The sequence below is a fragment of the Curtobacterium sp. MCSS17_008 genome (assembly GCF_003234185.1).
GTDB lineage: Bacteria > Actinomycetota > Actinomycetes > Actinomycetales > Microbacteriaceae > Curtobacterium.
Genome location: NZ_QKSM01000004.1, coordinates 201,530 through 227,428, shown reverse-complemented (window position 1 = coordinate 227,428; position 25,899 = coordinate 201,530). Strand labels below are relative to the sequence as shown.

The following is a 25,899-nucleotide window of genomic DNA, read 5'->3' as shown; positions in this document are numbered from 1 at the left end:
CGACGCACGCGCCGAGCATAGGGGCACCGGTGCGCGGCGGCCCCTCCCCGATCAGGGGACCCGCTCGAGCCACTCCCGCGTCGCGAACTTCGTCTCGACGAGCTCCCGCGCGCGGGCCCGCTCGGCCTCGGTCACGTGGCCCTCGTGCGCCCCGTACAGCTTGGTGAACGTGCCGATCAGCCGGTCGATGATCTCGGCGCGGGTCAGACCGGTCTGCGAGCGCAGCGGGTCGACGCGCTTCGCGGCACTCGTCGTGCCCTTGTCGCTCATCTTCTCGCGCCCGATGCGGAGCACCTCGACCATCTTCTGGCCGTCCATGTCGTAGCTCATCGTGGCGTGGTGCAGGAGCGATCCGGTGCCCAGGCGCTTCTGGGCCGCGCCGCCGATCTTGCCCTTGGTCGAGGAGATGTCGTTGAGCGGCTGGTAGTACGCCTCGATGCCGAGCGACTTGAGCGCCTCGATCACCCACTCGTCCAGGTACGCGTACGAGTCGGCGAAGGTCATGCCCTGCACCAGGTCGGTCGGCACGTAGAGCGAGTACGAGATGATCGCGCCGGCGTCCATGAACATGGCGCCGCCGCCCGAGATGCGACGGACGACCTCGACGCCGTACTTCGCGGCACCGGCCGGGTCGACCTCGTTCTTCAGCGACTGGAACGACCCGATCACGACGGCCGGCTGGTCCCACTCCCAGATGCGGAGCGTCGGGCCGCGACGGCCTGCACCCACCTCCTCGGTGAGGACCTGGTCGAGCGCGAGGTGCTCGTTCGGACTGATCGGCCCCTCGTGGATGATCTCCCAGTCGTACTCCTGCCACGTCGACGCCCGCGACAGCGCGCGCCGGACGGCGACGCCGACCGACTCGGGCGTGAAGCCGAGCAGCACCGCCCCCTCGGGCAGCGCGGCGCGGACGGCCGCGGCGATGCCGGACGCGTCCGTGGTCGCGGGCAGGCCGTTCACGGCGTCGTCGATCAGCGGCAGTGCGTCGTCCGGCTCGAGGAAGAAGTCACCCGCCAGCCGGAACTCCTGGATGCTCCCGTCGACGACCTCGAGGTCGACGACGACCAGCTTGCCTCCGGGGACCTTGTACTCACCGTGCACGCGCCGAGCCTACGCCCGCCACCTGCCGGACGGGCGCGCCGACCGAGCCTGCGAGGGAGGACGGCGCCACCCCGCCACGCGCCTCCTGTCCGCGCCGCGGCCGATCGCGTCAGCGAGCCACGTGCCGGTCCAGCCACGCGACCAGGTCGGCGACCACCTCGTCGCGGTTCGTCTCGTTGTAGACCTCGTGTCGCGCCCCCTCGTAGACGTGCACCTGCACGTCCGACAGCCGACCCCGCCGGCGGTACGCTTCGGCGAGCCGCTCGACCGACCGCGGGCCGCCGAGGGTGTCGTCGGACCCGACCTGCAGCAGCACCGGCAGGTCGTGCGGGATCGCGCGTCGCGGCACCCCGAGCAGCCGCAGCGCGTCCCGCACGCCGAACAGCCTGATGACGTCCGCCTCGACGGCCAGGGGGTCCGATGCGATCGCCTCGATGACCGCGCGGTCGCGGGTGATCCACTCGTACTTCGTCGGCCCGGACCCGGCGTGCCGGGCGTTGAGGTCGCCGCTGTTCATCCAGCCGGGCAACCGGTACGCGGTCGCGGAGAGCACGACGCCGTCGTACCGATCCGACGAGGTGTTGACGATCCGCTGCGCCATGAGCGACCCCCACGAGTGCCCGAGGAGCACGAGCGGGATGCCGGGGTCCTGCTCGCGGGCGACGACGGTCATCTGCTCGACTGCGGCGATCGCGGCACGCAGGCCCCCCGGACCGAGCCGACCGAGCCTCGCGTGGTCGCCGTCCCACTGCGCGAGACCGGTGCGCCCGTGCCCGCGGTGGTCGTTCGCGTGCACGGTGTACCCGGCGCGCACGAGGTCCTGCGCCAGCGGCTCGTACCGGAGCCCGTGCTCGCCGACGCCGTGCGCGATCTGCACGATGCCCTTCGGCCGGGCCGCACGCCAGGTCGAGTAGACGATCTCGACGCCGTGCGCGTCGGTGAACGAGGAGTCCCCTCGGGCTGCGGAGAAGGTCGGCACCCCCGCATCCTCGCAGACACCCGGACGGCCGACGGGCTCCGTGGCGTGTTCATCCGGCGTTCACGCAGGGGGCGAGGAGGAAGGCCTACCGTCGCCGCCATGGACGTCCTCGTCACCGTCGTGCTGGTGATCGTGGTGGCCCTCGTGTTCGACTTCACGAACGGGTTCCACGACACCGCGAACGCCATGGCCACCTCGGTCGCCACCGGAGCCCTGAAGCCCCGGACCGCCGTGCTCATCTCCGCCGTCCTCAACGTGGTCGGCGCGTTCCTGTCCACCGAGGTCGCGAAGACGGTCTCGCAGGGCATCATCCGCGAGGGCCAGGACGGCATCCAGATCACTCCGACCATGATCTTCGCGGGACTCGTCGGCGCGGTGCTCTGGAACCTCGCCACCTGGTACTCCGGCCTGCCCTCGTCGTCCACGCACGCGCTCTTCGGCGGGCTCATCGGGGCGTCGATCATCGGTGCCGGCCTGCACTCGGTCGACTGGGCGACCGTCGTGTCGAAGGTCGTGCTGCCCGCGCTGCTCTCCCCCGTGATCGCCGGCGTCATCGCGCTCGTCGCGACCTACCTGGCGTACACCCTCACGAAGAACGCGACCACGCACGGCGCCGCGACGGGCTTCCGGCACGGGCAGACCATCTCGGCGTCGCTCGTGTCGCTCGCGCACGGCACGAACGACGCGCAGAAGACGATGGGCGTCATCACCCTGACGCTCGTCGCCGCGAACTACCAGCCGTCCGGCAGTGGTCCGGCGTTGTGGGTGGTCCTGGCGTGCGGGCTGGCGATCGGCCTCGGCACGTACATGGGTGGTTGGCGCATCATGCGGACCGTCGGCAAGAAGATCTCCGACGTGCAGTCCCCGCAGGGCTTCGCGGCGGAGACGAGCTCGGCGACGACGATCCTGGTGTCGTCGCACCTCGGCTTCGCCCTCTCGACGACCCACGTGACGAGCGGCTCCGTGGTCGGCTCGGGGCTCGGCAAGAAGCTCGCGGACGTGCACTGGTCGGTCGTCGGCCGGATCGTCGTCGCGTGGGTCGTCACCCTCCCCGCAGCCGCGGTCGTCGGGGCGCTCGCGACCCTGGTCGCCTCGACGAGCACGGTCGGCCTGGTGGTCGTCGCCGTGCTCGCCCTCGTCGCCGGGCTGACCTTCTTCGTCCTCGCCCGCCGGAAGCCGGTCACGAAGGACACCGTCAACGACGAGCAGCCGGCGGCGGCGCCGGTCTCGGCCTAGGAGTCCGGGCATGGACATCGACCTCAGCAGCATCGGCATCGTCGCGGGCGTCGGGTTCGTCGCCGCGGTCGGCGTGGTGCTCGTCTACACCCTCGGCCTGCGGTTGCTCGGGACCGGGCAACCCGTCGATGCCGCCGGGGAGCGCACGGAGTACCGGGACGAGACACCGCGGTCCGGGCACACCCCGCCGGTGGCGATGGCCGGAGCGGTGCTGTGCTTCGCGGTCTGCGCCGCGGCGGTGCTGACGGGCATCTGGCTGACGATCCCGCAGTTCCACCAGTAGCGGACGGGAGGCGCGGTCCGGGTGACCGACGTCGGTCGCCCGCACGGTGCCTCCCGTCCGCGGTCGGCGGTCAGTGCGCGCTGTACCCGCCGTCGACGAGGTGGTAGCTGCCGCTGATGAACGAGGCCTTGTCGCTGAGCAGGAACAGCACGAGGGCCGCGACCTCGGCGTCGGTGCCGAGCCGCCCCGCCGCGTGCTCCTGCTCGAGCGCGGTGAGCGCCTCCGCGGAGAGCGACGAGCGGACGAGCGGGGTGTCGATGAAGCCCGGGCCGACCGCGTTCGTGCGGACGCCCTGCGCGGTGTACTCGAGCGCCGCGACCTTCGTGAGTCCGACGAGCGCGTGCTTCGACGCCACGTACGCCGCGTTCTGCGCGATCCCGACCGAGCCGAGCACGGACGCCATGTTCACGATCGCGCCACCGCCGGCCTGGAGCATCGCCGGGATCTCGTAGCGGAGGCCGTAGAACACCCCGTCGAGGTCGACCGCCCGGACGCGGTCCCACGCCTCGACGTCGTACTCGCCGATGGGCTTGGGCGCCGCACCGATGCCGGCGTTGTTCACGGCGAGGTGCAGTGCGCCGTAGGTGTCGACCGCGTGCTGCACCATGCGCTCGTTGTCGGCGGCGACGGCGGAGTTCGCCACGAACGCGGTGGCCGTGCCGCCCGCGTCCTCGATCTCCGACACGACCCGCTCGGCCGCGTCCTCCTTGATGTCGGTGACGACGACCTGCGCGCCGGCCGCGGCCAGTTCCTTGGCGATCGCCTCGCCGATGCCGCTGCCGCCACCGGTGACGACGGCCACCTTGCCCTCGAACTCGGACATGTTCTCCTTCTCTCTCGGCAACACGTGTTGTCTACATGGCAGCGTACACCCGGAAGGCCAGTTCGTTCGCTGAACTAATGAGCTAGACTAACGATCCGTGACCGACGGCTCCCTCTCCACCGACCTGCGGATCGCCGTGAACCGGCTCTCCCGGACGCTCCGCGCCCAGAAGGCCGACACGACCGTGACCGATGCCCAGTTCTCCGCCCTCGCCCGGCTCCACCGCGACGGGGCGATGACCCTCGCCGAGCTGAGCCGACAGGACGGCGTCACCCCGCCGAGCATGACGAAGACCGTCGCGGTCCTGGTCGAACGGGGGCTGGCGACGAAGGGCGGCCACGGCGACGACCGCCGCAAGGTCCGGATCTGCACGACGCCCACCGGCTCCGCGTTCGTCGAGGAGACCCGACGGCGCCGGGACGACTGGCTCACCCCGCGCCTCGCCGAGCTCACCCACGCCGAGCGCGCCACCCTGGCCGAGGCCACCGAGATCATGAGGAGGCTGGCCCAGCAGTGACCGCCATGTTCCGTTCCCTGTCCGCCCGCAACTACCGCATCTGGTTCGCCGGCGCCCTGGTCTCCAACGTCGGCACCTGGATGCAGCGCACCGCACAGGACTGGCTCGTCCTGACGAAGCTCTCCGACAACGACGCGATCGCCGTCGGCATCACCATGGCGCTGCAGTTCGGCCCACAGCTGCTCCTGCTGCCGCTCACCGGACTCGCGGCGGACCGGTTCGACCGACGGCGGATGCTCATGCTCACGCAGGGCCTCATGGGGGCGCTCGGGCTCGGCCTCGGGATCATGGTGCTGAGCGACACGGCGACGCTGTGGTCGCTCTACGGCTTCGCACTGGCGCTCGGGATCGTCGCCGCGTTCGACACCCCGATCCGCCAGGCTTTCGTCTCCGACGTCGTGCAGGGCGAACACGTGTCGAACGCCGTCGCACTGAACTCCGCGTCGTTCAACGCCGCGCGACTCATCGGGCCCGCGGTCGCCGGGGTGCTCATCGCCGCCATCGGCTCCGGCTGGGTGTTCGTCATCAACGCCGGCTCGTTCCTGGCCGTCCTCGTGGCGCTCCGGTTCGTCGACCCCGCGCAGCTCGCCGAACGCGTCCGTCCGGAGCGCGGCAAGGGGCAGATCGTCGCCGGCTTCCGGTACGTGCGGACCCGCCCGGACATCGTCGTCGTGCTCTGCATGATCTTCGTCGTCGGCACGTTCGGGGTGAACTTCCCGATCTTCACCTCGACCATGGCCCGGGTCGAGTTCGGCAAGGGTGCCGGCGAGTTCGGCCTCCTCAACTCCGTGATGGCGATCGGCTCGGTCGCCGGTGCCCTGCTCTCCGCGCGACGGGACCGCCCGCGCATGCGCACGCTCGTCGTCGCCGCGGGCGGCTTCGGGCTCGCGTGCACCGCCGCGGCCGTCGCCCCGACCTACTGGACGTTCGCGGTCGTCCTGGTCTTCGTCGGCCTGGCGTCGCTGACCTTCATGACGACCGCGAACGCCCTGGTGCAGACCACCACGACGCCCGCGATGCGCGGCCGCGTGATGGCGCTCTACATGGCGATCTTCGCGGGAGGCACGCCGATCGGCGCCCCCGTCGTCGGCGCGGTCGCCGATGCCTGGGGTCCGCGGTGGGCGATCGTCGTCGGCGCGGCGTCCGGGTTCGTCGCCCTGGCGATCGCCCTCGTCTGGTTGGTGCGCTGGGAGCGGTTCCGTCTGCGGTACGACGCCGGCTCACGGCTGCACCTCGCGGTGACGCACGCGGTGCCCGTCGTCGGGTCGCGGAGCGCGCGCGCCGCGCTGCGACGCGAGCTCGAGCGTGACGAGGCGGTGGCGGAGCGCTCCAGCGCGGTCTGAGCCGTTCCGCCACCACCCGCCGGACGGGAGGCGCGGTGCGGCCCCGCCCCGGCCCTCCCGTCCGTGACCGGGTCCTCCCGACCGGACGCCGGTCGTCGGCACCGAGGCCGTCAGTGCGCCGGTGCCGCGACGGCGAACACCCGCTCGTCGAGCGCTCCGACGACCGCGCCGACCGCCACCGCCATCCGGTCCGCCGCCGACCGCAGTGCACCGGGTTCGGCCGGGTCCACACGGTCCATCGCGGTGCGCGCCGTCCGGAAGGCGCCGACCTCGTCGGCGACGCAGCCCGGTGCCACGTCCGCCAGGCAGTCGTCGGCCCGCGCCGCCAGGAAGGCGAGGGACCGCGGGCTGTGGACGTCGTGGAGCAGGAAGTGCGCGGCGTCCTGCGCCTCGACCCCGTGGTGGTCCCGGCCGCGTCGGAAGGCCTCCCCGGCACCGCACGCCCGGAGCGCCGTGTTCCAGGACGCGGACGAGGACGCGTCCACCAGCGTCGACGCCAGGAGGCGCGCGGTCAGGCCGCAGCGCAGCAGGGACCGCCCGAGCGTGAAGAACTCCCAGACCTCGTCACGGCTGGCGTCCCCCTCGACGACACCCACCGCGAGCGCGCTCCGCTCCCGTACCCATCCGAGGAACTCGTGCGCCCGGTCGACGGCGACCTTGCGGGGCATGCGGGAGCGGGTGACGTCGAGGCAGTCCCAGAGTTCGGTGGACACGACCTCGCGGGCCCGCCGGGCGTGGTCACGTGCGACGCCGACCGCGTGGGCGATGGACGCCGGTTCGTGCCGGTCGAGCGCCAGCGCGTCGACCGTGGCCGAGCGGCCCTCGACGCGCGACGGGCCGGCGACGCCGACGACACCGCCGAGCGCAGCGCCGACCGCTCCGTCCTCGTCGGCGACGCCCGCGTCGGGCCGGACGACGTACACGTCGAGCATCCGCGCGACGACGTCGGCCCGCTCGACCGCGCTCCCGACGTGGAAGACGCTCCCCGCGAGTCGGCTCAGCACGTCGGCTCCTGCATGCGGCGAAGCTACCGAGCGGGCGTTGCGTCGGTGTTTCCGAGCCGCGTCGCCGGTGTTGCGGAAGCCCGTCCGGAGGACCCGTTCAGCCAACACTCGCTAGACAACCTAACTAGAGCGTCTAGCATTGTCCGCATGACGACCGAGGTGACGAACAGCACCACGGGCTTCTGGTACGGCGCGGGTTCCAGGGTCGACGCGGTGGACGTCCTGAACGCGCTCCGCAGGTACAGGAGCGCTGAGAGCGCCGCCCAGCGGCGGGCGCGCGACGCCCTGGGCATCGGCGAGAACGCGCTGCTCGCGCTGCGGGTCCTGCTCGACGCCGAGTCCGAGGGCCGTTCCGTCAACGCCAAGGAGCTGGCCGACCGGCTCGAGATCACGCCCGCGTCGACCTCCGCCCTGGTGGACCGTCTCGTCCGGAGCGGGCACGTCGAGCGGCACGCGGACCCGCACGACCGTCGCGGCGTGATCCTGACCGCGTCCGGTGACTCGATGCGCCAGGTGCTGCCGGTGATCGACGAGCTCGACACCCGCGCGACCGAGGTCGCCGAGCACCTGCCGCAGTCGGAGATGGCCGTCGTCGTCCGGTTCCTCGAGGAGATGGCCCGCGTCGTCGACCACGACGAGGACTTCGCCGCCACGGAGCGGTCCGCGTAGCCTCGTCCCATGCGCAGCGCTCCCGACGAGCCCACCGGGGTGCCACCGCACGACCCCGAGGACGACATGCCCCTCGCGGAACTCGACGCTCGTGCGCGGGCCGACGCCGCCCTCCGACGGATCCGTGACGGCGCCGACCCCGCGGGTGAGGCACTCGACCTGGCGAACACGATGAACGACGAGGCCATGGGACGGCTCGGCGGAGCCGTCCGCCGGTGGCTCCGCCGGTCCTGACCCGCGACTACCGCGCGTCGCGGCGGAACGCCGTACCGACCGCGGCGATGTCCTCCGCACCGTGCCCCGCCGCGCTCGCCTCGGCGTAGACGCGGTCGAGGGCGTCGAGCAGCGTGGTGGACACGCCGGCGAACCGTGCCGCGTCACCGATGAGGCCGATGTCCTTCCGCAGGCCGTCGAGCGCGAACTGCGGCGCGAGGTCACCGCGGAGCATGGCCGCGCCCTTCGTGTGCGCGTACTGCGAGTCGCTCGCCGTGCCCTCGATCGCGGCGAGGAACAGCTGCGGGTCGAGCCCGAGGCCCCGGGCGATCGCGAGCGACTGCCCGGTGGCGGCGGTGATCGACGCGATCCACGCGTTCGCCGCGAGCTTGAGGGCCGTGCCGTCGCCGACACGGTCGCCCGCACGGACCGTCTTCGCCCCGATGGCGTCGAGCACCGGGTCCACCCGGTCGAGCACGTCGGACGGACCGGCGGCGAGCATCGTCAGCGTGCCCTGTTCGGCGGGGGCCTTCGTGCCGAGCATCATCGCCTCGACCAGGGTGATGCCGTACTCCTCGGCGAACTGCACCACGGTCTCGGTGCCCGCGACACCGACCGTCGAGGCCTGCACCCAGACGGCGTCCTCCGGGGCGTCGCCCGCGGCGGCCTCGAGGACGTCGACGACCGCGTCCGTGTCGAACAGGGTGAGCAGGACGACCTCTGCGTCGGCGACGGCCTCGGCGGCGTCCGTCGCGACCGATGCCCCGTCGTCGGACAGGGGACGAGCCCGGTCGGCGCTGCGGTTCCAGACCGTGACCCGGTGCCCCTCGCGCAGCAGGGACCTCGCGACCCCTGCACCCATCGTCCCCGTGCCCAGCACCGTCACGCGCACCGGTGTCCTCCGTCCTGCGGTCGGCACCCTGCCACCGCACGGCCGACGCTACGCCTGCGAGGGGCGAGGTCTGCCCGGAGAGCGAGCACCGGGGCGGCGGCGGGGGGAGAACGCCGCCCCGGCGCTCGGGTGACCGACGCGGCGAGCCCTGGGGCCCTGTGATCCGCGCGGCGCCGTGCCGTACGGCACGAGGACCATCCAAGCACTGGTATGCCGCATGTGCAATAGTGTGCGCTGGTGCTAGTCCGGTTCGACCGCCTGCGTGGGGTCGTCGCGCCGGAGGACCTGCTTCACACGCTCCACGATCGTCGAGGGCGGGTTGTTGTACGCGTTCGCGGGCTCCTGCCCGCTCAGCTCCTGGATCGCCGCCATCACCGCGTCGGTCGCGTGCCGCCTCGCCCGGCCCGACGACGCCTCGCCGAACGGGGACAGGTCCATCGGCTCACCGAACTCGATCGTCACCCGCGCGAGCTTCGGGAAGCGGGAGCCCACCGGTTGCACGTCCTCGGTGCCGGTGAGGGCGACGGGGACGACCGGTGCGCCGCTCGTCAGCGCGAGCCACGCCACACCCGTGCGGCCCCGGTACAGGCGACCGTCGAGCGACCGGGTCCCCTCGGGGTAGATGGCGAACGCCTCACCCGCCCGGAGCCGCTCGAGCCCCAGGTCGAGGGCCTGCTGGGCTGCGGCGCCGGCGCCGCGCTCGACCCCGATCGCGCCGATGCCGCCGAAGAAGGCCCGCGACAGGGCGCCGCGGACACCGGTCCCGGTGAAGTACTCCTGCTTCGCCAGGAACGACACCTTGCGCGGAGCCATGAGGGTGATCGCGGGCGAGTCGATGAACGACCGGTGGTTGCTCGCGAGGATGACCGCGCCGTGCTTCGGGACGTGCTTCCGGCCGACGATCCGCGGACGCCAGAGCAACCGCGCGAGGGGCGTCACCACCGCCCGGCTCATCGTGGTGGCGAACTTCGTCGAACCGGTCACTCGGGGCCTCCTCGTCGTGGGAGGTTCCGAGTGTACTGAGCGACCGCCACCGTGCATTCCGCTTGCGGAATGCGTCTCAGTCGTGCGCCGCGACCACCTCGAGGACGGCCCGCCCGTACCGCTCGAGCTTCGCCCCGCCGACGCCGGAGATCTCACTCAGGGCGTCCTCGTCGGACGGCTTGACCGCCGCGATGCCGCGCAGCGTGGCGTCGTTGAAGACCACGTAGGCGGGCACGCCCTGCTCGCGGGCCTGTGCCGCTCGCCAGGTGCGCAGTGCCTCGAACAGACCGAGTGCCTCCTGCGGCATGTCGGTGACGGCCTGCCGACGTGCGCGCGACGCCCGCGGTGCCTTCACCGGGTCCCGCCGCATGAGCACCCGGGTGCGACCGCTGAGGACCTCGGCGCTCGTCGGGCTGAGGACGACGGTGCCGAACCCGTCGCCCGACACGGCCGCGTAGCCCTGCGCGAGGAGCTGCCGCGCGACCGCACGCCACTCCCCCTCGCCGAGGTCGCTGCCGATGCCGAACGTGGCCAGGGAGTCGTGCCGGAGCTCCTGCACGCGCGGCGACTGCTTGCCGACGAGGATGTCGACGAGGTGTGCGACGCCGTACCGCTGTCCCCGCTCACGCTCGAGCCGGACCACGGTGGACAGGAACTTCTGCGCGGGGACGGTGCCGTCCCACGGCTCGGGCGGGGCGATGCACGTGTCGCAGTTCCCGCACGCCGTGGACTCCTGCCCGAAGTAGGCGAGCAGCCGGACACGGCGGCACTCGATCGTCTCGCACAGCGCGAGCATGGCGTCGAGGTGCGCGCTGAGCTGCCGGCGGTGTGCCGCGTCACCCTCGGACTGGTCGATCATCCGCCGCTGCTGCACGACGTCGTTCAACCCGTACGCCAGCCACGCGGTCGACGGCAGGCCGTCACGGCCCGCGCGGCCGGTCTCCTGGTAGTAGCCCTCGACCGACTTCGGCAGGTCGAGGTGCGCGACGAACCGGACGTCCGGCTTGTCGATGCCCATGCCGAAGGCGATCGTCGCGACCATCACGACGCCGTCCTCGCGCAGGAAGGTCGACTGGTTGCGCTCCCGGACCTTCGCGTCGAGACCGGCGTGGTACGGCAGGGCCGGGATCCCCTGGTCGGCGAGGGCTGCGGCGGTGCGCTCGACGGAGTTGCGCGACAGGCAGTAGACGATGCCCGCATCGCCGCTGTGCTCGGTCTTGATGAAGGTGAGGAGCTGCTGCAGCGCGCCGGTCTTCGGCTCGATGCGGTACTGGATGTTCGGTCGGTCGAAGTCCGCCACGAAGTGCGCGGCGTCGTCGAGGCCGAGCCGACCGGAGATCTCGCGGTGGGTCTGCGGCGTCGCCGTGGCGGTCAGGGCGATGCGCGGCACGGTGGGCCAGCGCTCGTGCAGCACGCTCAGCTCGAGGTAGTCCGGCCGGAAGTCGTGGCCCCACTGGGCGACGCAGTGCGCCTCGTCGATGGCGAACAGCGCGATGCGCGCCCGGTCGAGCAGGGACCGGGTGGACTCGAGCCGGAGCCGCTCGGGCGCGAGGTAGAGCATGTCGACCTCACCCGAGACGACGGCCCGTTCGACGCGCGCACGCTCGTCGGGGCCCTGCGTCGAGTTGAGGAAGGCGGCGCGGACGCCGTTGGCGGCCAGGGCGTCGACCTGGTCCTGCATGAGGGCGATGAGCGGCGAGACGACCACCCCGACGCCGTCGCGGACGAGCGCCGGCACCTGGTAGCAGAGCGACTTGCCGCCGCCGGTCGGCATGAGCACCAGGGCGTCGCCGCCGGCGACGACCCGGTCGATGATCGCGGCCTGCTGCCCGCGGAAGTCGTCGTAGCCCCACACCCGGTGGAGCACGTCGAGCGCCGCCTGGCGCGACGCCGACGGCGCCGGCGCGACGGAGGGCGCTGGCGTGGTGCTCATGCGACGAGCCTACGGGCGACGGGCGACACCCGAGGCGCTGTCCCCAGCCGGGGCGCTGTCCCGAGCCGAGGCGCTGTCCCCAGCCGGGGCGCTGTCGGCACCCGCGTCCGTCGAGGGGTCCTCGGACGACGCGGTCCCGGCCGTCCCGGTGACGCGGGCCGGTGCGAGGGACCAACCCGTGCCTCCCGGCCGGGTCCACTGCCGGCCACCGGCCCACACGGGCGGGGTCCCGCGGAAGCGCGGTGCCTCCTGTCCCGGGAACCGGCGGTCGAGCTTCCGCCACCGCGCGAAGAGCTCGATCATGCCCCAGAATGCGAGCGACGTCGCGAACGAGACCACGAAGCTCTCGGGCGTGCTGTTCGACGAGTCCAGGTCGACCTTCGACCAGCCCGGCGCCTGCACCACGAAGATCATGATGTTGTTGAAGGCGTGCTGGAGCACGGTGGCCTCCATGCCGCCGGTCCGGAGCACGATGACCGCCGCGACCAGGCCGAACGAGCCCACGTCGAGGATGCCCCAGACGTTGTAGCCGTTCGCGATGTGCCCGGCCGCGAACACGACCGTCGAGACCGCCACGGCGAGGACCACACCGACCACGCGGACCGGGATCCACGACGCGATCGTCTGCACGATGAAGCCGCGGAAGACGTACTCCTCGGCCGCGCCCTGGAACGGCACGAGCAGCAGCACCATCACGATCGTCAGGGTGAGCATGCCGGGTGGGACGGTCGACTGGCCGATGGCGTCGTGGTCCCACCCGAAGCCGCCGTCGAACGTGAACATCCCCCACGTCTGCAGCAGGAACATCGGCACCGCGATGACGAGCGTGGGCAGCAGGCACCAGAGCGTCCACCGCCACCGCACCCGGAACCGCGTCGACGACAGGGTGCCGGCCGGACCGACCCGGGCGATCTTGACCGCGAGCAGGACGCCCGGCAACAGGACCACCAGCGAGACCAGGGTGAGCGACAGGATGAGCGGGTCGGTCGGGTCGAGGGCGCCGCTGGTCAGGTCCTCCTGGAACCCGGACAGCCCCGCAGCACCCTGCGTCGCACCGATCGGCACCAGGTACGCGATCGTGAGGACGATCTGGCTGACCAGGTACCACCCGGCCAGGAACGCCAGGGCGACCAGCGGGCGCCACCAGCGCCAACGGGCATCGACACGGGGCAGGCGGTGGTACGGAACGCTCACCCTCGGAGGCTACCGGGCGGGGCAGGATGGGAGCCGTGCTGACCGTCCTCCTCGCGCTGACCGGGGCGGTCGTCTACGGTGCGGCGGACTTCCTCGGTGGTCTCGCGGCCCGCAGGCTGCGGGCGGTGACGGTCGCGGCGGCGGCCGCAGCCGTCGGCCTGGTGCCGCTGCTGCTCGGTGCGCTCATCGTGGGTGCCGCCTTCTCGGGTCCCGCCGTGCTGGTGGGAGCAGCCGCCGGGGTCTCGGGGTCGGTCGCGGTGCTGCTGCTCTACCGCGCACTCGCCGTCGGACCGATGAGCGTGCTCTCTCCGCTGACCGCGGTGTTCGCGGCGGTCACCCCGGTCGCGGTCGCGCTGCTGAGCGGGACCGTGCTGTCGGTGGGTGCCTGGGCCGCGCTCGTGGTGGCCGTGGTCGCGGTCGTGCTCGTCGCGGCGGTGCGCGAAGCGTCGGGCGCCCGGGTCACGGTGGGCGGCGTGGTGACGGCGGCGGTGGCCGGCTGCGGGTTCGGTGGGATCGTGATCGCGTACGACGCCGTGCCGGAGGACGCCGGGGTCGCGTCGCTCCTGGTCGCGCGGGTGGTGCAGGCGGTGCTGCTCGGCGCTGTGGCGGCCGTGGTCGCGGTGCGGCCGGGAGGCGCGGCGGACCCCGCCCCGTCGGCCCGCCCCGTGCGGTCTGCCGCCTCCACCCCGCGCTGGTCGCAACGCCTCGTGGTCGCGGTCGCCGCGTGCGGGGTGCTCGACGCGCTCGCCAACGCCTGCATCCAGGCGGCGCTGCTCGCCGGGCAGGGTGACGCGGCGCTCCCGGTGGTGAGCGTCCTCAACGCGCTCTACCCGGTCGGGACGGTCGTGCTCGCCGGAGTGGTGCTGCGCGAGCGGCTCACCGCGGTGCAGTGGACGGGGATCGTGCTGGCGTTCGGGGCCTCGGTCGGGTTGGCGCTCGCGTAGTGCGTCCGGCGTCGGGCGCGGGGTACGTCAGTCGTCGGCGATGAGGCGCTTGCCGAGGGAGACCGCGCGGTCCTCGGCGTACCCGAGCGAGGCGTAGAAACCGAGCACCTGCTCGTTGCCCTCGCGCACCTGCACGTTGATCTTCGGGCAGCCGCGCGCCGTCAGCAGCCGTTCGAACTCGGCCATGAAGGCCCGGCCGAGTCCCGAGCCCTGCTGGTCGGGGTGCACGGCGAGGTAGTTGACCCAGCCGCGGTGCCCGTCGTAGCCCGCCATGCCCGCACCCACGATCTCGGGCCCGGCGGCGGCGCTCGGACGGTCGGTGCCCGGGTGGTCCGTGCCCGGGCGGTCCGAGCCCGGGCGGTCTGTGCTCGTGCGGTCCGTGCCCGCGTCGGCCTCGGCGACGAGGAACAGCTCGGGCTGCTCGGCGACCTTGCGGGCGATGTCGCGACGGGGGTCGTTCCACGGACGCAGCAGGCCGCACGCGTCCCACAGGGCGACGACCGCCTCCGTATCGTCGGGACGGAACGGACGGAACACCGGGACCATGCGGCCACGCTAGCGGGAACCGTCGGCATCCACAGGCGGTGGGACTCGTCACCGGGACGACACCGTGGTCTGATAGACCTGTCCGACCACCCCTTCCGGATCAGGAGCACCGTGACCGCACACGACACCGTCGAGACGCGCGGATCCACGCGCCTCGACGACGACTCGCGGCGCCCACGGCGTGCCCGTCGTCGTCAGACCGCCGGCGGGGCACTCCTCTCGCTCCTGGCCGAGCTCCTCATCATCGCCGGGGCCGGCACCGGTCTGTACGTGGCGTGGACGGCCTGGTGGACGGACGTCGTGGCCGTGAACGAGCAGACGAAGCTCGTCGACGACCTGGGCCAGCGCGCCGCACCTGAGGTCCAGGGCTCCGAGCACCGCGACGAGGCCCCGGTCCTCGCCGAGCCGCCGAACGTCACCGACGTCTTCGGCACGATGCAGATCCCCCGGTTCGGTGCCGACTACCTGCGCCCCATCGGCGAGGGGACCGACCGTGAGCGCGTGCTCAACACGATCGGCCTCGGTCACTACCAGGACACCGCGATGCCGGGCGCCGAGGGCAACTTCGCCGTCGCGGGTCACCGCGTCACCTACGGCAAGCCGCTCAACCAGATCGCCGAGCTCAAGATCGACGACTCGATCGTGGTCCGCGTGACCGACGAGGAGCAGGACTTCGACGTCTGGTACGTCTACAAGGTCACGGACTCCCAGATCGTCACGCCGGACAAGATCGAGACGATCGCGCCGGTGCCGAACCAGCCGGGCGTCACCCCGACCGCCGACGACCGCTGGCTGACCCTCACCGCGTGCCACCCGATGTGGTCCGCCAAGGAGCGGTACGTGACCCACGCCAAGCTCGACTACTGGATGCCCGTGTCGGAGGGCACCCCGAAGGAACTCTCGGAGACGCCGAAGTGATCTTCCCGTTCGTCTGGCGGGTCCTGCCCGGCCCCGCAGCCCTGAAGGTCCTCGAGCTCCTCGTGCTGCTCGCCGCGATCGTGTACGCGCTCTTCACGTGGGTCTTCCCGTGGATCGCCGCGGACATCCTGCCGCCGCCCGACGGCACCGTGGACGTCTCGCCCTCCCCCTGACCCACGGTCCGGGCGGTCAGACGGTGGTCGTCACGCGGGATCCGCCGTCGGGAGCCCGGCGGACGGCGATGCGTTCCGGGATGCGCTGCTTGAGCTCCTCGACGTGGCTGACGATGCCGACCTGCCGCCCACCGGCGGTCAGCCGGGCGAGCTGACCGATGACGTCGTCGAGGGTCTCCGGGTCGAGCGTGCCGAAGCCCTCGTCCACGAACAGCGTCCCGAGGGACACCCCACCGGCCTCCGCCTGCACGACGTCGGCGAGTCCGAGTGCCAGGCAGAGCGAGACCGTGAACGTCTCGCCCCCGGACAGGCTGCCTGGTGCTCGACGGGTGTCCGTGGTGTGGTCGTGCACGGCGAGGGCGAGCCCCGTGCGTCGCGCACGCGACCCCGTCTCGCGCTCGTCCGAGGTCTCGAGGGTGAACCGTCCGGCGAGCATCCCGCGCAACCGGTCGTTCGCGGCGGCGACGACGTCCTCGAACCGGCGCATGAGCACGTAGGTCCCGAGGGTGATGCCGGTCGGGTTCACCGCCGCGACGCCGTTCGCCACGTCCGCCAGCCGGACGACCGCGCGGCTCCGCGCCGAGGTGTCGTCGCGCGCCCGCACCGCACGTGCCAGGTCGGTGGCGCACCGGTCGGCGGACTCGGCGCGGTCGGCCGCGGAGACCGCCGCGCGGGTGGCCGCGTCGGCAGCCTCTGCCGCGGCGGCGTGGGCGGCTCGGGCGGCGTCGAGGTCCAGCGATCCGTCCGTGTCCTCGGCGGCGGCGACCACGGCCGGTTCCGCCAGCCCGGCCTCGACGACGGCACGCTCGCGCTCGGCCGAGTCGACCGCGGTCCGGAGCGCCGAGACCGCGTCCACCGTCAGCACCGCGGCGCGGGCGGATTCGAGCGTGTCGAAGTCCTGGTCCGCCAGGGCGCGAGCGACCTCGGCGTCGCGCTCGGCCACGGCCTGTGCGGCGGCGACCGCCCGCTCGTCGGCCGTGATGACGGCTCCTGCCCGATCGACCAGGGCGTCGAGTTCCTGGACGGCCCGGTGCAGCGATGCCGGGGCCGTCGGCCCCGGCTCGGCACGAGCCTGGGACCACGGGTCGACCACGAGCGCCGCGGCGCGCTCGAGGGCATCGGCCACCGCGACCGCGTCCTGCTCGAGCCGGTCGGCGTCTGCCGAGCTCGTGGCCAGCAGGACGGCGTGTTCGGCCTGCACCGCGTTGTGCTCGCGCTCGAGCGCCCGCGTCTCCTCGTCGTGCGCGGTCCGTCGCCGCTCGACCTCGGCGACCCGGACGGCTGCGGTGTGCGCCGCCTCGACCCGCGCGGCGGCGGCCGTGGCCTGCTCCGACAGCGCGTCGGCGTCCGTGTCACCGACCACGGCCCGGAGCCGGTCGAGGGCTGACCGTTCGACCGCGAGCGCCGTCGCCGCGTCACCCAGTGCGTGCTCCGCCGCGCGCGCCGCGGCAGCGGCCGCGTCGACGGCATCGGCGTCCGGGTGGTCGGCCTGGGGCACGGCGACGTCCGGGTGCTCGAGAGCACCGCAGACCGGGCACGGGTCGTCGGCGCCCAGCGCGGCGCCGAGCTCCCCCGCGAGCCCGGCGATCCGACGGGTGCGCAGCGTCTGCTCCGTCCGGAGGAGTTCCTCGGCGCGGGCGCGGTGGGCGGTGACGACCTGCTCGGCCCGGGCCACGGCGGCCGCGGCCGCGTCGCGGGCGTCGAGGTCGGCGCGGAGCCTGCCGAGCCGCTCGACCTCCGCCCGGGCGGGTTCGGCGTCGCCGGCCGCGGTCGCCGCCGCGCGGGCCTCGTCGACCAGGGTGGCCCGTTCCGCCGGACGCGCCTCGAGCGCGCGGTCGAGCTCGGCGACCCGGGAGACGAGTCGCTCTGCGCGCACTGCGGAGTCCGCGAGCGCGCGGCGCCGACCGGGCAGCGAGTCCTCGACCGCGACGAGGTGTCGGACCGCCCCGACACAGGCGACGAGGTGGGCACGGCGAGCGGCCGGGTCTCCGTCGGCCGGGATGCCCGACCGTGCCCGGAGGTCCTGGGCAGCCCGAGCCGTCGCAGCCGCGCGGCCCCGCGCCGCGTCGAGGCCGTCGGCGGATGCCGTCACCCGGGACGCGCGTTCGGCGAGCCCGAGCCGCTCCCGTGCCGCTGCGACGCGCTCGGCGCCGTCGTCGAGCTCCCGGCGGCGATCGAGCAGGGCCGAACGACGTGCTCGGGCCGTGAGCCGCGCGGCCACGTCCTGTTCGTGCGCCCGTGCTCGGTCGGAGGCCGCGACCGCCTCGGCCCGTCGGACAGCGGTCTCGGCGGCGAGTGCCCGGAGACCGTCGAGGGTGGCCGGCACGGACTGCTCGTCCGGCTCGTCGACCCCGGCGGCCTGGCCGAACCGGCTCAGCGCGTCGCGCACCCTGGCGTCGGCGGCGTCGACCTCGGCCTGGACCGCACGCCGTCGGGCGGCGAGTTCGTCGGCCGTGCGGTCGTAGACCTGCGTGCCGAACAGGGACTGCAGGAGCTTCCGGCGGTCCTCGCCCGGGGAGCGCAGGAACCGGGCGAACTCGCCCTGCGGCAGCACGACGGTCTGCAGGAACTGGGCCCGGTCGAGCCCGACGACCCTGGCGACCTCGAGCCCGATCTCCGGGATGCGTGAGGACACCGGCTCCCCCACGGCGTCGGCCGGGTGCGCGAGCCGGAAGAGCTGCGCGGACGCCTGCTGTCGGACGGTCCCCGAGCCGCGCTGCTTCGGTCGGTCGTACTGCGGGGTGCGGCGGACGCGGTACACGCCGGCACCCGTCTCGAAGACGAGCTCGACGAACGGCTCGACACCGGGATCGGCGTGCTGGCTGTGCAGGCGGTCGTGCGTCGACCCCTCACCCGCCAACCCGCCGTACAGGGCGAACACGACGGCGTCGATGATGGTCGACTTGCCGGAGCCGGTCGGTCCCTCGAGCAGGAACACCCCCGACGCGGCGAGCGCTGCGAAGTCGATCGTGACGAGGTCGGGGTAGGGGCCGATCGCACGGAGCTCGAGACGGTGCAGGTACATCAGCGCCCCCGGTCGTCGTGCATCGCGAGCGCCGCCGCCTCGTACGCCTCGGTCAGGACCGCGCGGTCGTCGTCGCTCGGGGCGGCACCGGTGGCGAAGGCGACGAAGTCGGCGGCCACCTCGACCGGGTCGGAGGTCGCCGTCACCGTCCGGGCCGCCGCACGCTCGGCTCGGTCGGCGGGTTCGTGCGTGATCGCGAGGGCGTGCGGGAAGTGGTCCTTCACGCGGGCGTACATGCGTTCGGGGTGCACGGTGTCGGTCACGGCGACCCGCACCCAGGCGTCCGCGTCGGCCCGGTGCGCACCGGACTCGATCGCGTCGATCGTCGCGCGGACGTCCACGAGACGGCGGGGCACGGGTGCCGGCACCAGCTCGACCGTGACGGTGCCGTCCGCGGCGAGGTCGACGAGCGTCACGCTCTTGCGCTGGTGCCGCTCCCCGAACGAGAACGCGAGCGGCGACCCGGCGTACCGGATGCGGTCGTCGCCCCCGACGCGCTGCGGGCCGTGCAGGTGCCCGAGGGCGACGTAGTCGACCCCGTCGAAGACCGAGGCGGAGACCATGTCCACGCCGCCCACCCGGATGTCCTGCTCGCTGTCGCTCGGCTCGGCACCGCCGACGAACGCGTGTGCGACGACGACGCTGCGGGTGCCGGGACGGGTGGCGAGGTCGGCGCGGACGCGCTCCATCGCCGCGCCCACGACCGCCTGGTGGGAGCGCGCGAGCGGCTCGTCCGGCACCGCCGCCAGGGCGTAGCGCGTCAGGTCGGGGTGCAGGTACGGGATGCCGTGCACCGCCACCGGCCCGGCATCGTCGGCGAGGAGCACCGGGGTCCCGATGCTGGCCGGTTCGGCGAGGATCCGCACGCGGTCGTGCATGACCCCGGCGCCGAAGCCGAGGCGTGCCGCGGAGTCGTGGTTGCCCGGCGTCAGGACGACCGTCGCGGTCTCGGCCAGGCGCTCGAGCGTGCGGGAGAGGATCCGGACGGCGTCCACCGGCGGGATCGCTCGGTCGTAGACGTCGCCGGCGATGACGACGAGGTCGACCGCCCTGGCCCGGACGGTGTCCACGAGGAAGTCGGTGAACGCCGCCTGGTGCGCGAGCAGGTCCGCACCGAGCAGCGTGCGGCCGAGGTGCCAGTCGCCGGTGTGCAGGATGCGCATGCCGTCACGGTAGCGGCGGCCGCGGACATCACCGGGACGCCTCCCCCGTGCTGTGGAGAACGGCGCTCGACACCGACGTCCCCCACTGTTGGGGGTATCTTGATCGTTGAGATACTTGTTGCATGGACACCTGACCCGGGACCGCCCGCGTCCCGTCGATCGCCGCCGCGACCACCACCCGAGAAGAGCCCTTCGTGACGGACACCTCCCCCGCACTCCCACCACTGGCCCTGCCGCCGGCGCCCGTCTCCCCCGACGTCGGGGGAACGGACCTGCACGGCGCCGCGCACGACCCGGCACTCCGACGGGTCCTGGAGGCCTTCCGGATCCTGCAGGTGCGGCACACCCGGATGCTCGCGTACCAGAGCGCGCTGCGCGGGCTCGGCGTCACCGACACCCGGTTCCTGCTGCACCTGGCCGCCGCGGACGGACAGGGCACGACCCCGAAGCAGGCGGGCGACCTGCTCGAACTGAGCACCGGCGCGATGACCTCGCTGCTCGACCGCCTGGAACGGCACGGACACACCGAACGGCGACCCAACCCGGGCGACCGGCGGAGCATCCTCGTGCACCTCACGCCGTCCGGCGCGGCCGTCGCGCGCGCCGTCGGTGACGCCTACGCCGATGCCTTCGGTGCGGCCGTCGCCCCTGCCGACCGGACTGCGCTCGCCGCCGCGCTCGAGGCCGTCGGCGCGACGCTCGAGCGACGGCACCGCCAGGCAACGACGCCCTGACGGACGCTCGGTCGCGGCCCGCGTAGCGTCGGCACCATGACCCCAGCGGAACTCCTCACTGAAGCGTTCTCCCGCGTGCCCGAGACCGTCGCGCGCGCCCTCGACGGCCTGTCAGAGGACCAGCTCGCCGCGCGACCCGCGGCCGGCGCGAACACGCTCGCCTGGCTCGCCTGGCACATCGCCCGCGGGCAGGACACGCAGATCGCGGACCTCGCGGGCAGCGAGCAGGTCTGGACGGCCGACGGCTGGGTCGAGCGCTTCGGTCTGCCGTTCCCCGCCGACGCGCTCGGCTACGGCATGTCCCGCGAGGACGTGGGACGCGTGCGGGCGTCCGCCGACCTGCTGAACGGGTACCTGCGAGCGGTGCACGAGCGGACGGTGGCGTACCTCGCGACCCTCGGCGAGGACGACCTCGACCCGGTCGTCGACGACGCGTGGGACCCGCCCGTGACGCGGGGCGCCCGGCTCGTCAGCATCCTCGACGACTGCGCGCAGCACGCCGGCCAGGCCGGCTACGTGCGCGGCCTGCTGTTCTTCAACCGCTGACGCGAGCCCACGACGGACGGGAGGCGCGGTGCCGGCTGGCACCGCGCCTCCCGTCCGACGTCCGCTGACGTCCGACGCCGCCCGGTCAGCGAGACGCCGCGGGATGTGGCGGCGTCTCGGCACGGGAGCGGCGTCGCACGACGACGCCCCCGTCTCACCGGGAGGCGAGACGGGGGCGTCGTCGTGCGTGCGGGTGCGACTAGCGCGCGGCGAGCTCCGCGACGACGCCGTCACCGGGGGCGGCGTCGACGAGGTCGGCCTCGATCTCCGCGTTCTCGAGGATGCCCTCGATCTTGCGGCGACGGCCACGCGGCACGAGCGTGACGACCGTGCCCTCCTTGCCGGCACGACCCGTGCGGCCCGAGCGGTGCAGGTACGCCTTGTAGTCGTCCGGGGCGTCCGCCTGCACGACCAGCGACACGTCGTCGACGTGGATGCCGCGCGCGGCGACGTCGGTCGCGACGAGGACGTTCACTCGGCCGCTCGTGAGCAGCTGCAGGTTGCGGGTGCGGCGGGACTGGTTGAGGTCGCCGTGGAGCGAGGTCGCACGGATGCCGGCGTCCTCGAACTGGTCGGCCAGGCGCTCCGCGTACGCGCGGGTCCGGGCGAAGACGATGGTCTTGCCGTCGCCGGCGACGAGCTCCTCGAGCACGCGGTCCTTCTGACGCTGCTCGACGACCAGGACGCGGTGGTCGATGGTCGAGGACGCCTGGTCCTCACCCGCCACCTCGTGGACGCTCGGCTCGTGCAGGAACTCCTCGACGAGCGAGGCGACCTGGGCGTCGAGCGTGGCGCTGAACAGGAGCTTCTGCGCACGGTCGCCGTGCGGGGTGACCTCGGCGGTCGCCGCGAGGATCTCGCGCACCGGCTCGAGGAACCCGAGGTCGCACATGTGGTCGGCCTCGTCGAGCACGGAGACGACGACCTCGCTGAGGTCGAGCTTCCCCTTGTTCACGAGGTCCTGCACCCGGCCCGGCGTGCCGACGATGATGTCGACGCCGCGTTCGAGGGCGCCCTCCTGGCGACCGTAGGGCACACCACCGTAGATCTGCGTGGTGAAGAGGCCCACCGAGCGGGCGATCGGCTGCACCGTGCGGTCGATCTGCAGGGCGAGCTCACGCGTCGGCGCGAGGATGAGCGCACGCGGCGCACGGCCCATCTTGCGCTTCGTGCCGCCGCCGTGCTCCATGAGCTTCTCGACGAGGGGCGCACCGAAGGCGATGGTCTTGCCGGAGCCGGTACGGCCGCGACCGAGCACGTCCTTGCCCGCGAGCACGTCGGGGATCGTGGCGGCCTGGATCGGGAACGGGCTCGTCGCGCCCATCTCGGCCAGGGTGCGGGAGATGTTGCCACCGATGCCGAGGTCGGCGAAGGTCACGCCCTCGACGTCGGCCGCGACGGTGGCCTCGGCCTGGAGCTTCTCGAGCTTGACGTCGTCCGCGGGGACGTACGCCGGACGCGAGTCGTCGCGGTCGCGGCGGGGAGCGCGGTCCTCGTCGGAGGAGCGGCGCTGCGGGCGGTCGTCGCGGTCGAAGCGACGAGCACCACGGTCGTCGTCACGACGCGGGGCACGATCGTCGCGGTCGAAGCGACGCGGGGCACGGTCGTCACGGTCGAAGCGACGCGGAGCGCGGTCGTCACGGTCGAAGCGACGCGGGGCACGGTCGTCGCGGTCGAAGCGACGACCACCACGGTCGTCGTCACGACGCGGAGCACGGTCGTCACGGTCGAAGCGGCGCGGGGCGCGGTCGTCGCGGTCGAAGCGGCGACCACCACGGTCGTCGTCGCGACGCGGAGCACGGTCGTCACGGTCGAAGCGGCGCGGGGCGCGGTCGTCCCGGTCGAAGCGGCGACCACCACGGTCGTCGTCGCGACGCGGAGCACGATCGTCACGGTCGAAGCGGCGCGGGGCACGGTCGTCCCGGTCGAAGCGACGGGCACCACGGTCGTCGTCGCGACGCGGAGCACGGTCATCACGGTCGAAGCGACGCGGAGCACGGTCGTCACGGTCGTACCCGCGCCCACCGCGGTCGCGGTCGAACCCGCGTCCGCGGTCGTCGCGGCGCTGGCCGCCGTCGCGCGGCTCCCAGTTCGGGCGGGCAGGGCGCTCGCCCTGCGCTGCGCGGCCACGACGCTCCTCGGCGTCCCAGCGCTGCTTCTGTCGCGGCTGCGACGGGTCGGCGGCGCGGAAGCCGCGGTGCTTGCTGCTGCGAGCGGCGGGGGTGCCGTTCGGGTGGCGGACACGGTCGTCGGCACGCTGACGCGCGCCCTTGTCGTACGGGGCCATTGCTACTTTCCGGGGTGCAGACGTCCGCGTGCCCGGCAGCGACATCGGCGCAGGTCTCAGAGGCGGAGAGGGGGTTCTTCCCGTCGCGGATCGACGTGAATCCAGCCCTCGAGCGCACACACACCCACACGAATCCCGCGGTCACGATGCCGCGGTGCCGAGAGCCGACCGACAGAGTCTACGCGACTCGGTGTGCTCTGGCCAGCCCCGCGCCCGGTTGGTGCCACGGGGCGGGGACGGGACGTGCCTCCCGTCCGGGCCAGGGGGTCAGGACTCGGCGAGCCGTCGACGTTGCTCGGCCACGTCGAAGTCGGCGGTCGGCCAGGTGAGCTGCATGTCCTCGAGCGCGCGGAGCAGCAGCTGCTGGACGGCGAGACGGGCGTACCACTTGCGGTTCGCGGGGACGACGTACCAGGGCGCCCGCGCAGTCGAGGTCCGGTCGAAGACCGCCTGGTAGGCGGCCTGGTACTCATCCCACAGCAGGCGCTCGTCGATGTCGCCCGGGTTGAACTTCCAGTGCTTGTCGGGGCGGTCCAGGCGGTCGCCGAGGCGCTCGCGCTGCTCGTCCTTCGAGATGTGGAGCATGACCTTGACGATGGTCGTCCCCTCGGCGACGAGGCGGTCCTCGAAGTCGACGATGGCGCCGTAGCGCCGCTCGATCTCCTCGGGTGGTGCGGACGAGTGCACCTTCTGCACGAGGACGTCCTCGTAGTGGGAGCGGTCGAACACACCGAGCTGACCCGCGGCGGGGAGCTGCCGCTCGATGCGCCAGAGGAAGTCGTGCTCACGCTCCTCGGCGGTGGGGGCCTTGAAACCGGCGTAGTGCACACCGTTCGGGTCCACCGCCCCGACGACGTGCGACACGATGCCGCCCTTGCCCGCGGTGTCCATCGCCTGCAGCACGAGGAGCACGCGGCGCTGGTCGCCCGCGGTGCTCGCGGCGTACAGGCGCTCTTGCAGGGCGGCGAGCCGGTCGGCGCCGGCGGCGAGCGCCTCGAGTCCGTCGATCTTCCGGCCGGCGAAGCCCGGGGTGCCGTCCGGGTCGACGCGGTCGAGGCGGAAGCCCTGCTCGACGCGGAGCAGCGGTTCGGGGTCGGTGTTCCAGGCCTTGCGACGGCTCACGGGTCCTCCTGCGGGTCTCGCGCCCATCCTGGCACCCGTGGGCAGGGTCGGGGTCGGGGTGGGCTCGGGCGGCGCGCGCGGAGGCGGGGCTCGACCGTCGGGAGGACGCCCTCGTCGTCCGTGCGACGGACGCAGCACGCCCGACGGCGGGTTAGCGTGGACGTCGATGCGGTCCGGACGACGAACACTGCTCGCGCTCCTGGCCGCGGGCATGACGCTCGGCGCGCTCGTCTCGTGCAGCGGGGCTCCGGCGGGTGACCGGAACGACGTCGTGACCGCCGACCCGGTCATCTACCCGCTCTCCCTGCGGTACCCGGGGATCGAGGTCGTCGAGGACGTGCCGTACGGGGCGGACGACCTGCAGCGACTCGACGTCTGCCTGCCGCCGGACAGCGCGCCGGACACCACCGCGACGCCCACGGCGGCGCCGAGCGGCGCGTCCGACTCGTCGGGCCCGTCCGGTGCATCCGGCGGATCCGACTCGACGGGTCCGTCCGACGTGACCGGTGGAGCCGACTCGTCCGGGTCGTCCGACGACCGCCCGACGGGTGGACGTCCCGCCGTGATGATGATCCACGGCGGGAGCTGGTCGCACGGCGACAAGGCCACCGCCGCCTACCGCGCCGTCTGCCAGTACCTGGCGTCCGAGGGCTTCGTCACCGTCAACGTGGACTACCGCCTGGCGCCGACCGACCCCTTCCCCGCGGGCCTCGACGACGTGCGGCGGGCGCTCGACTGGGTGTTCCGACCGGCGACCCTCGCGACGTACGACATCGACCCCGACGAGGTGGGGCTGTTCGGCGGGAGCGCCGGCGGGAACCTGGCCGCCATGCTCGCCGTCACGGACCACGAGTCCGCCGCGTGGGCCGAGGGCGACCGGGTCCGGGCCGTGGTCGACCTGAGCGGCCCGACGAACCTGACGACGCGATCGACCGAACCGGACGGGGTGTCCGCCTCGTTCCAGCGGAAGCAGCTGCTCTACCTCGGGTGCAGGAGCTACGCGGACTGTCCGGCCGCGCGACAGGCCTCGCCGGAGTACCACGTCACCGAGGACACCCCGCCGTTCTTCGTCGGGCACTCCACCGACGAGTTCATCCCGCTGTGGGAGTCGCAGGAGTTCGTCGCCACGCTTCGTGAGCACGACGTGCCGGTGACCTTCGTCGCGGTCGAGGGCACGGCGCACTCGATCGCGCAGCTCGACCGGGCGATGAGCGAGCGCGTGGTGGCGTTCCTGCGCGACCGGCTGCGCTGAACGGGCGGGGTGTGCTGG

25 protein-coding genes are annotated in these 25,899 nt (G+C 73.2%); 12 read left to right on the top strand and 13 right to left on the bottom strand.

What is annotated here, in order from left to right:
• Window positions 1-51: 51 nt before the first annotated feature.
• Entirely contained in the window at window positions 52-1,101 is a 1,050-nt protein-coding gene (locus tag DEJ23_RS06730; RefSeq protein ID WP_111239501.1) for a biotin/lipoate A/B protein ligase family protein, read from the bottom strand.
• 109 nt (window positions 1,102-1,210) lie between these two features.
• Complete coding sequence (locus tag DEJ23_RS06725; protein ID WP_111239500.1) at window positions 1,211-2,080, bottom strand: alpha/beta hydrolase; 870 nt, start codon at window positions 2,078-2,080, stop codon at window positions 1,211-1,213.
• A gap of 99 nt (window positions 2,081-2,179) precedes the next feature.
• On the opposite strand from DEJ23_RS06725, the gene DEJ23_RS06720 reads away from it, so the two are divergent.
• Together DEJ23_RS06720 and DEJ23_RS06715 are read left to right on the top strand one after the other, a co-directional pair.
• Entirely contained in the window at window positions 2,180-3,316 is a 1,137-nt protein-coding gene (locus DEJ23_RS06720) for an inorganic phosphate transporter (protein ID WP_111239499.1), read from the top strand.
• A gap of 10 nt (window positions 3,317-3,326) precedes the next feature.
• Complete coding sequence (locus DEJ23_RS06715) at window positions 3,327-3,599, top strand: hypothetical protein (RefSeq protein WP_111239498.1); 273 nt, start codon at window positions 3,327-3,329, stop codon at window positions 3,597-3,599.
• 70 nt (window positions 3,600-3,669) lie between these two features.
• Here the strand turns inward: DEJ23_RS06715 and DEJ23_RS06710 are convergent, their stop codons facing one another.
• The gene (locus tag DEJ23_RS06710) at window positions 3,670-4,422 is read right to left on the bottom strand and encodes an SDR family NAD(P)-dependent oxidoreductase (protein ID WP_111239497.1); all 753 of its coding nucleotides are present in this window, start codon (window positions 4,420-4,422) and stop codon (window positions 3,670-3,672) included.
• Window positions 4,423-4,519: 97 nt separating this feature from the next.
• Between DEJ23_RS06710 and DEJ23_RS06705 the strand changes: the two genes are divergently transcribed.
• Both DEJ23_RS06705 and DEJ23_RS06700 read left to right on the top strand, forming a co-directional pair.
• Window positions 4,520-4,939 carry a MarR family winged helix-turn-helix transcriptional regulator gene (locus DEJ23_RS06705; RefSeq protein ID WP_111239496.1) on the top strand — a complete coding sequence of 140 codons (420 nt, stop codon included), beginning with the start codon at window positions 4,520-4,522 and terminating at the stop codon, window positions 4,937-4,939.
• Window positions 4,936-6,282, top strand: a complete 1,347-nt coding sequence (locus DEJ23_RS06700; protein WP_181429157.1) for an MFS transporter — start codon at window positions 4,936-4,938, stop codon at window positions 6,280-6,282. Before DEJ23_RS06705 ends, DEJ23_RS06700 begins: the two co-directional genes overlap by 4 nt.
• A 110-nt stretch (window positions 6,283-6,392) precedes the next feature.
• Here DEJ23_RS06700 and DEJ23_RS06695 read toward each other — a convergent pair whose 3' ends face one another.
• The gene (locus DEJ23_RS06695; RefSeq protein WP_181429156.1) at window positions 6,393-7,286 is read right to left on the bottom strand and encodes an alpha-E domain-containing protein; all 894 of its coding nucleotides are present in this window, start codon (window positions 7,284-7,286) and stop codon (window positions 6,393-6,395) included.
• Window positions 7,287-7,433: 147 nt separating this feature from the next.
• Between DEJ23_RS06695 and DEJ23_RS06690 the strand changes: the two genes are divergently transcribed.
• Complete coding sequence (locus DEJ23_RS06690; RefSeq protein WP_111239494.1) at window positions 7,434-7,955, top strand: MarR family winged helix-turn-helix transcriptional regulator; 522 nt, start codon at window positions 7,434-7,436, stop codon at window positions 7,953-7,955.
• A 9-nt stretch (window positions 7,956-7,964) separates the two neighbouring features.
• Window positions 7,965-8,189 (top strand): hypothetical protein, encoded by a 225-nt coding sequence (locus DEJ23_RS06685; RefSeq protein ID WP_111239493.1) that lies wholly within the window; start codon window positions 7,965-7,967, stop codon window positions 8,187-8,189.
• 7 nt (window positions 8,190-8,196) lie between these two features.
• Here the strand turns inward: DEJ23_RS06685 and DEJ23_RS06680 are convergent, their stop codons facing one another.
• The 4 genes from DEJ23_RS06680 to DEJ23_RS06665 all read right to left on the bottom strand — a co-directional run bounded on the left by DEJ23_RS06680 (window position 8,197) and on the right by DEJ23_RS06665 (window position 13,171).
• A complete protein-coding gene (locus DEJ23_RS06680) occupies window positions 8,197-9,054 on the bottom strand; it encodes an NAD(P)-dependent oxidoreductase (RefSeq protein ID WP_111239563.1) in 858 nt (285 codons plus the stop codon).
• 246 nt (window positions 9,055-9,300) lie between these two features.
• Window positions 9,301-10,014 carry a 1-acyl-sn-glycerol-3-phosphate acyltransferase gene (locus DEJ23_RS06675; protein WP_258375319.1) on the bottom strand — a complete coding sequence of 238 codons (714 nt, stop codon included), beginning with the start codon at window positions 10,012-10,014 and terminating at the stop codon, window positions 9,301-9,303.
• Window positions 10,015-10,120: 106 nt separating this feature from the next.
• Window positions 10,121-11,977 (bottom strand): DNA helicase RecQ, encoded by a 1,857-nt coding sequence (gene recQ / locus DEJ23_RS06670; RefSeq protein ID WP_111239491.1) that lies wholly within the window; start codon window positions 11,975-11,977, stop codon window positions 10,121-10,123.
• A gap of 9 nt (window positions 11,978-11,986) precedes the next feature.
• Window positions 11,987-13,171: a CPBP family intramembrane glutamic endopeptidase gene (locus DEJ23_RS06665; RefSeq protein WP_111239490.1), complete on the bottom strand. Its 1,185-nt coding sequence runs from the start codon at window positions 13,169-13,171 to the stop codon at window positions 11,987-11,989.
• Between the two features lie 35 nt (window positions 13,172-13,206).
• Between DEJ23_RS06665 and DEJ23_RS06660 the strand changes: the two genes are divergently transcribed.
• Entirely contained in the window at window positions 13,207-14,115 is a 909-nt protein-coding gene (locus DEJ23_RS06660; protein WP_146240210.1) for an EamA family transporter, read from the top strand.
• Window positions 14,116-14,142: 27 nt separating this feature from the next.
• Here DEJ23_RS06660 and DEJ23_RS06655 read toward each other — a convergent pair whose 3' ends face one another.
• Window positions 14,143-14,661, bottom strand: a complete 519-nt coding sequence (locus DEJ23_RS06655) for a GNAT family acetyltransferase (protein WP_111239488.1) — start codon at window positions 14,659-14,661, stop codon at window positions 14,143-14,145.
• A gap of 111 nt (window positions 14,662-14,772) precedes the next feature.
• Between DEJ23_RS06655 and DEJ23_RS06650 the strand changes: the two genes are divergently transcribed.
• Both DEJ23_RS06650 and DEJ23_RS15650 read left to right on the top strand, forming a co-directional pair.
• On the top strand, window positions 14,773-15,579 hold the full coding sequence (locus DEJ23_RS06650; protein ID WP_258375301.1) for a class E sortase: 807 nt from the start codon (window positions 14,773-14,775) through the stop codon (window positions 15,577-15,579).
• Complete coding sequence (locus DEJ23_RS15650; protein WP_181429164.1) at window positions 15,576-15,752, top strand: hypothetical protein; 177 nt, start codon at window positions 15,576-15,578, stop codon at window positions 15,750-15,752. The genes DEJ23_RS06650 and DEJ23_RS15650 overlap by 4 nt, the downstream gene beginning before the upstream one ends.
• Before the next feature lie 16 nt (window positions 15,753-15,768).
• Here the strand turns inward: DEJ23_RS15650 and DEJ23_RS06645 are convergent, their stop codons facing one another.
• Complete coding sequence (locus DEJ23_RS06645) at window positions 15,769-18,777, bottom strand: AAA family ATPase (RefSeq protein WP_111239487.1); 3,009 nt, start codon at window positions 18,775-18,777, stop codon at window positions 15,769-15,771.
• The gene (locus DEJ23_RS06640) at window positions 18,777-19,940 is read right to left on the bottom strand and encodes an exonuclease SbcCD subunit D (protein ID WP_111239486.1); all 1,164 of its coding nucleotides are present in this window, start codon (window positions 19,938-19,940) and stop codon (window positions 18,777-18,779) included. Before DEJ23_RS06640 ends, DEJ23_RS06645 begins: the two co-directional genes overlap by 1 nt.
• Window positions 19,941-20,134: 194 nt before the next feature.
• Between DEJ23_RS06640 and DEJ23_RS06635 the strand changes: the two genes are divergently transcribed.
• Together DEJ23_RS06635 and DEJ23_RS06630 are read left to right on the top strand one after the other, a co-directional pair.
• On the top strand, window positions 20,135-20,674 hold the full coding sequence (locus DEJ23_RS06635) for a MarR family winged helix-turn-helix transcriptional regulator (protein ID WP_111239485.1): 540 nt from the start codon (window positions 20,135-20,137) through the stop codon (window positions 20,672-20,674).
• Window positions 20,675-20,710: 36 nt separating this feature from the next.
• Window positions 20,711-21,220 (top strand): DUF664 domain-containing protein, encoded by a 510-nt coding sequence (locus DEJ23_RS06630; RefSeq protein ID WP_111239484.1) that lies wholly within the window; start codon window positions 20,711-20,713, stop codon window positions 21,218-21,220.
• Window positions 21,221-21,419: 199 nt separating this feature from the next.
• Here DEJ23_RS06630 and DEJ23_RS06625 read toward each other — a convergent pair whose 3' ends face one another.
• Both DEJ23_RS06625 and DEJ23_RS06620 read right to left on the bottom strand, forming a co-directional pair.
• Window positions 21,420-23,507, bottom strand: coding sequence for a DEAD/DEAH box helicase (locus DEJ23_RS06625; protein ID WP_111239483.1), 2,088 nt, complete (start codon window positions 23,505-23,507; stop codon window positions 21,420-21,422).
• A 267-nt stretch (window positions 23,508-23,774) separates the two neighbouring features.
• Entirely contained in the window at window positions 23,775-24,629 is an 855-nt protein-coding gene (locus tag DEJ23_RS06620) for a polyphosphate kinase 2 family protein (RefSeq protein WP_258375300.1), read from the bottom strand.
• Between the two features lie 166 nt (window positions 24,630-24,795).
• Between DEJ23_RS06620 and DEJ23_RS06615 the strand changes: the two genes are divergently transcribed.
• Window positions 24,796-25,881 carry an alpha/beta hydrolase gene (locus DEJ23_RS06615; protein ID WP_111239481.1) on the top strand — a complete coding sequence of 362 codons (1,086 nt, stop codon included), beginning with the start codon at window positions 24,796-24,798 and terminating at the stop codon, window positions 25,879-25,881.
• The last annotated feature ends 18 nt before the right edge of the window (window positions 25,882-25,899 follow it).

What these genes read in the sequence shown, in the direction of transcription:
- DEJ23_RS06720 (WP_111239499.1), top strand. Translation starts at nt 2,180, where the DNA reads ATGGACGTCCTCGTCACCGTCGTGCTGGTGATCGTGGTGGCCCTCGTG.
- DEJ23_RS06715 (WP_111239498.1), top strand. Translation starts at nt 3,327, where the DNA reads ATGGACATCGACCTCAGCAGCATCGGCATCGTCGCGGGCGTCGGGTTC.
- DEJ23_RS06710 (WP_111239497.1), bottom strand. Translation starts at nt 4,422, where the DNA reads ATGTCCGAGTTCGAGGGCAAGGTGGCCGTCGTCACCGGTGGCGGCAGC.
- DEJ23_RS06690 (WP_111239494.1), top strand. Translation starts at nt 7,434, where the DNA reads ATGACGACCGAGGTGACGAACAGCACCACGGGCTTCTGGTACGGCGCG.
- DEJ23_RS06685 (WP_111239493.1), top strand. Translation starts at nt 7,965, where the DNA reads ATGCGCAGCGCTCCCGACGAGCCCACCGGGGTGCCACCGCACGACCCC.
- DEJ23_RS06675 (WP_258375319.1), bottom strand. Translation starts at nt 10,014, where the DNA reads ATGAGCCGGGCGGTGGTGACGCCCCTCGCGCGGTTGCTCTGGCGTCCG.
- recQ (WP_111239491.1), bottom strand. Translation starts at nt 11,977, where the DNA reads ATGAGCACCACGCCAGCGCCCTCCGTCGCGCCGGCGCCGTCGGCGTCG.
- DEJ23_RS06655 (WP_111239488.1), bottom strand. Translation starts at nt 14,661, where the DNA reads ATGGTCCCGGTGTTCCGTCCGTTCCGTCCCGACGATACGGAGGCGGTC.
- DEJ23_RS06645 (WP_111239487.1), bottom strand. Translation starts at nt 18,777, where the DNA reads ATGTACCTGCACCGTCTCGAGCTCCGTGCGATCGGCCCCTACCCCGAC.
- DEJ23_RS06640 (WP_111239486.1), bottom strand. Translation starts at nt 19,940, where the DNA reads ATGCGCATCCTGCACACCGGCGACTGGCACCTCGGCCGCACGCTGCTC.
- DEJ23_RS06630 (WP_111239484.1), top strand. Translation starts at nt 20,711, where the DNA reads ATGACCCCAGCGGAACTCCTCACTGAAGCGTTCTCCCGCGTGCCCGAG.
- DEJ23_RS06625 (WP_111239483.1), bottom strand. Translation starts at nt 23,507, where the DNA reads ATGGCCCCGTACGACAAGGGCGCGCGTCAGCGTGCCGACGACCGTGTC.
- DEJ23_RS06615 (WP_111239481.1), top strand. Translation starts at nt 24,796, where the DNA reads ATGCGGTCCGGACGACGAACACTGCTCGCGCTCCTGGCCGCGGGCATG.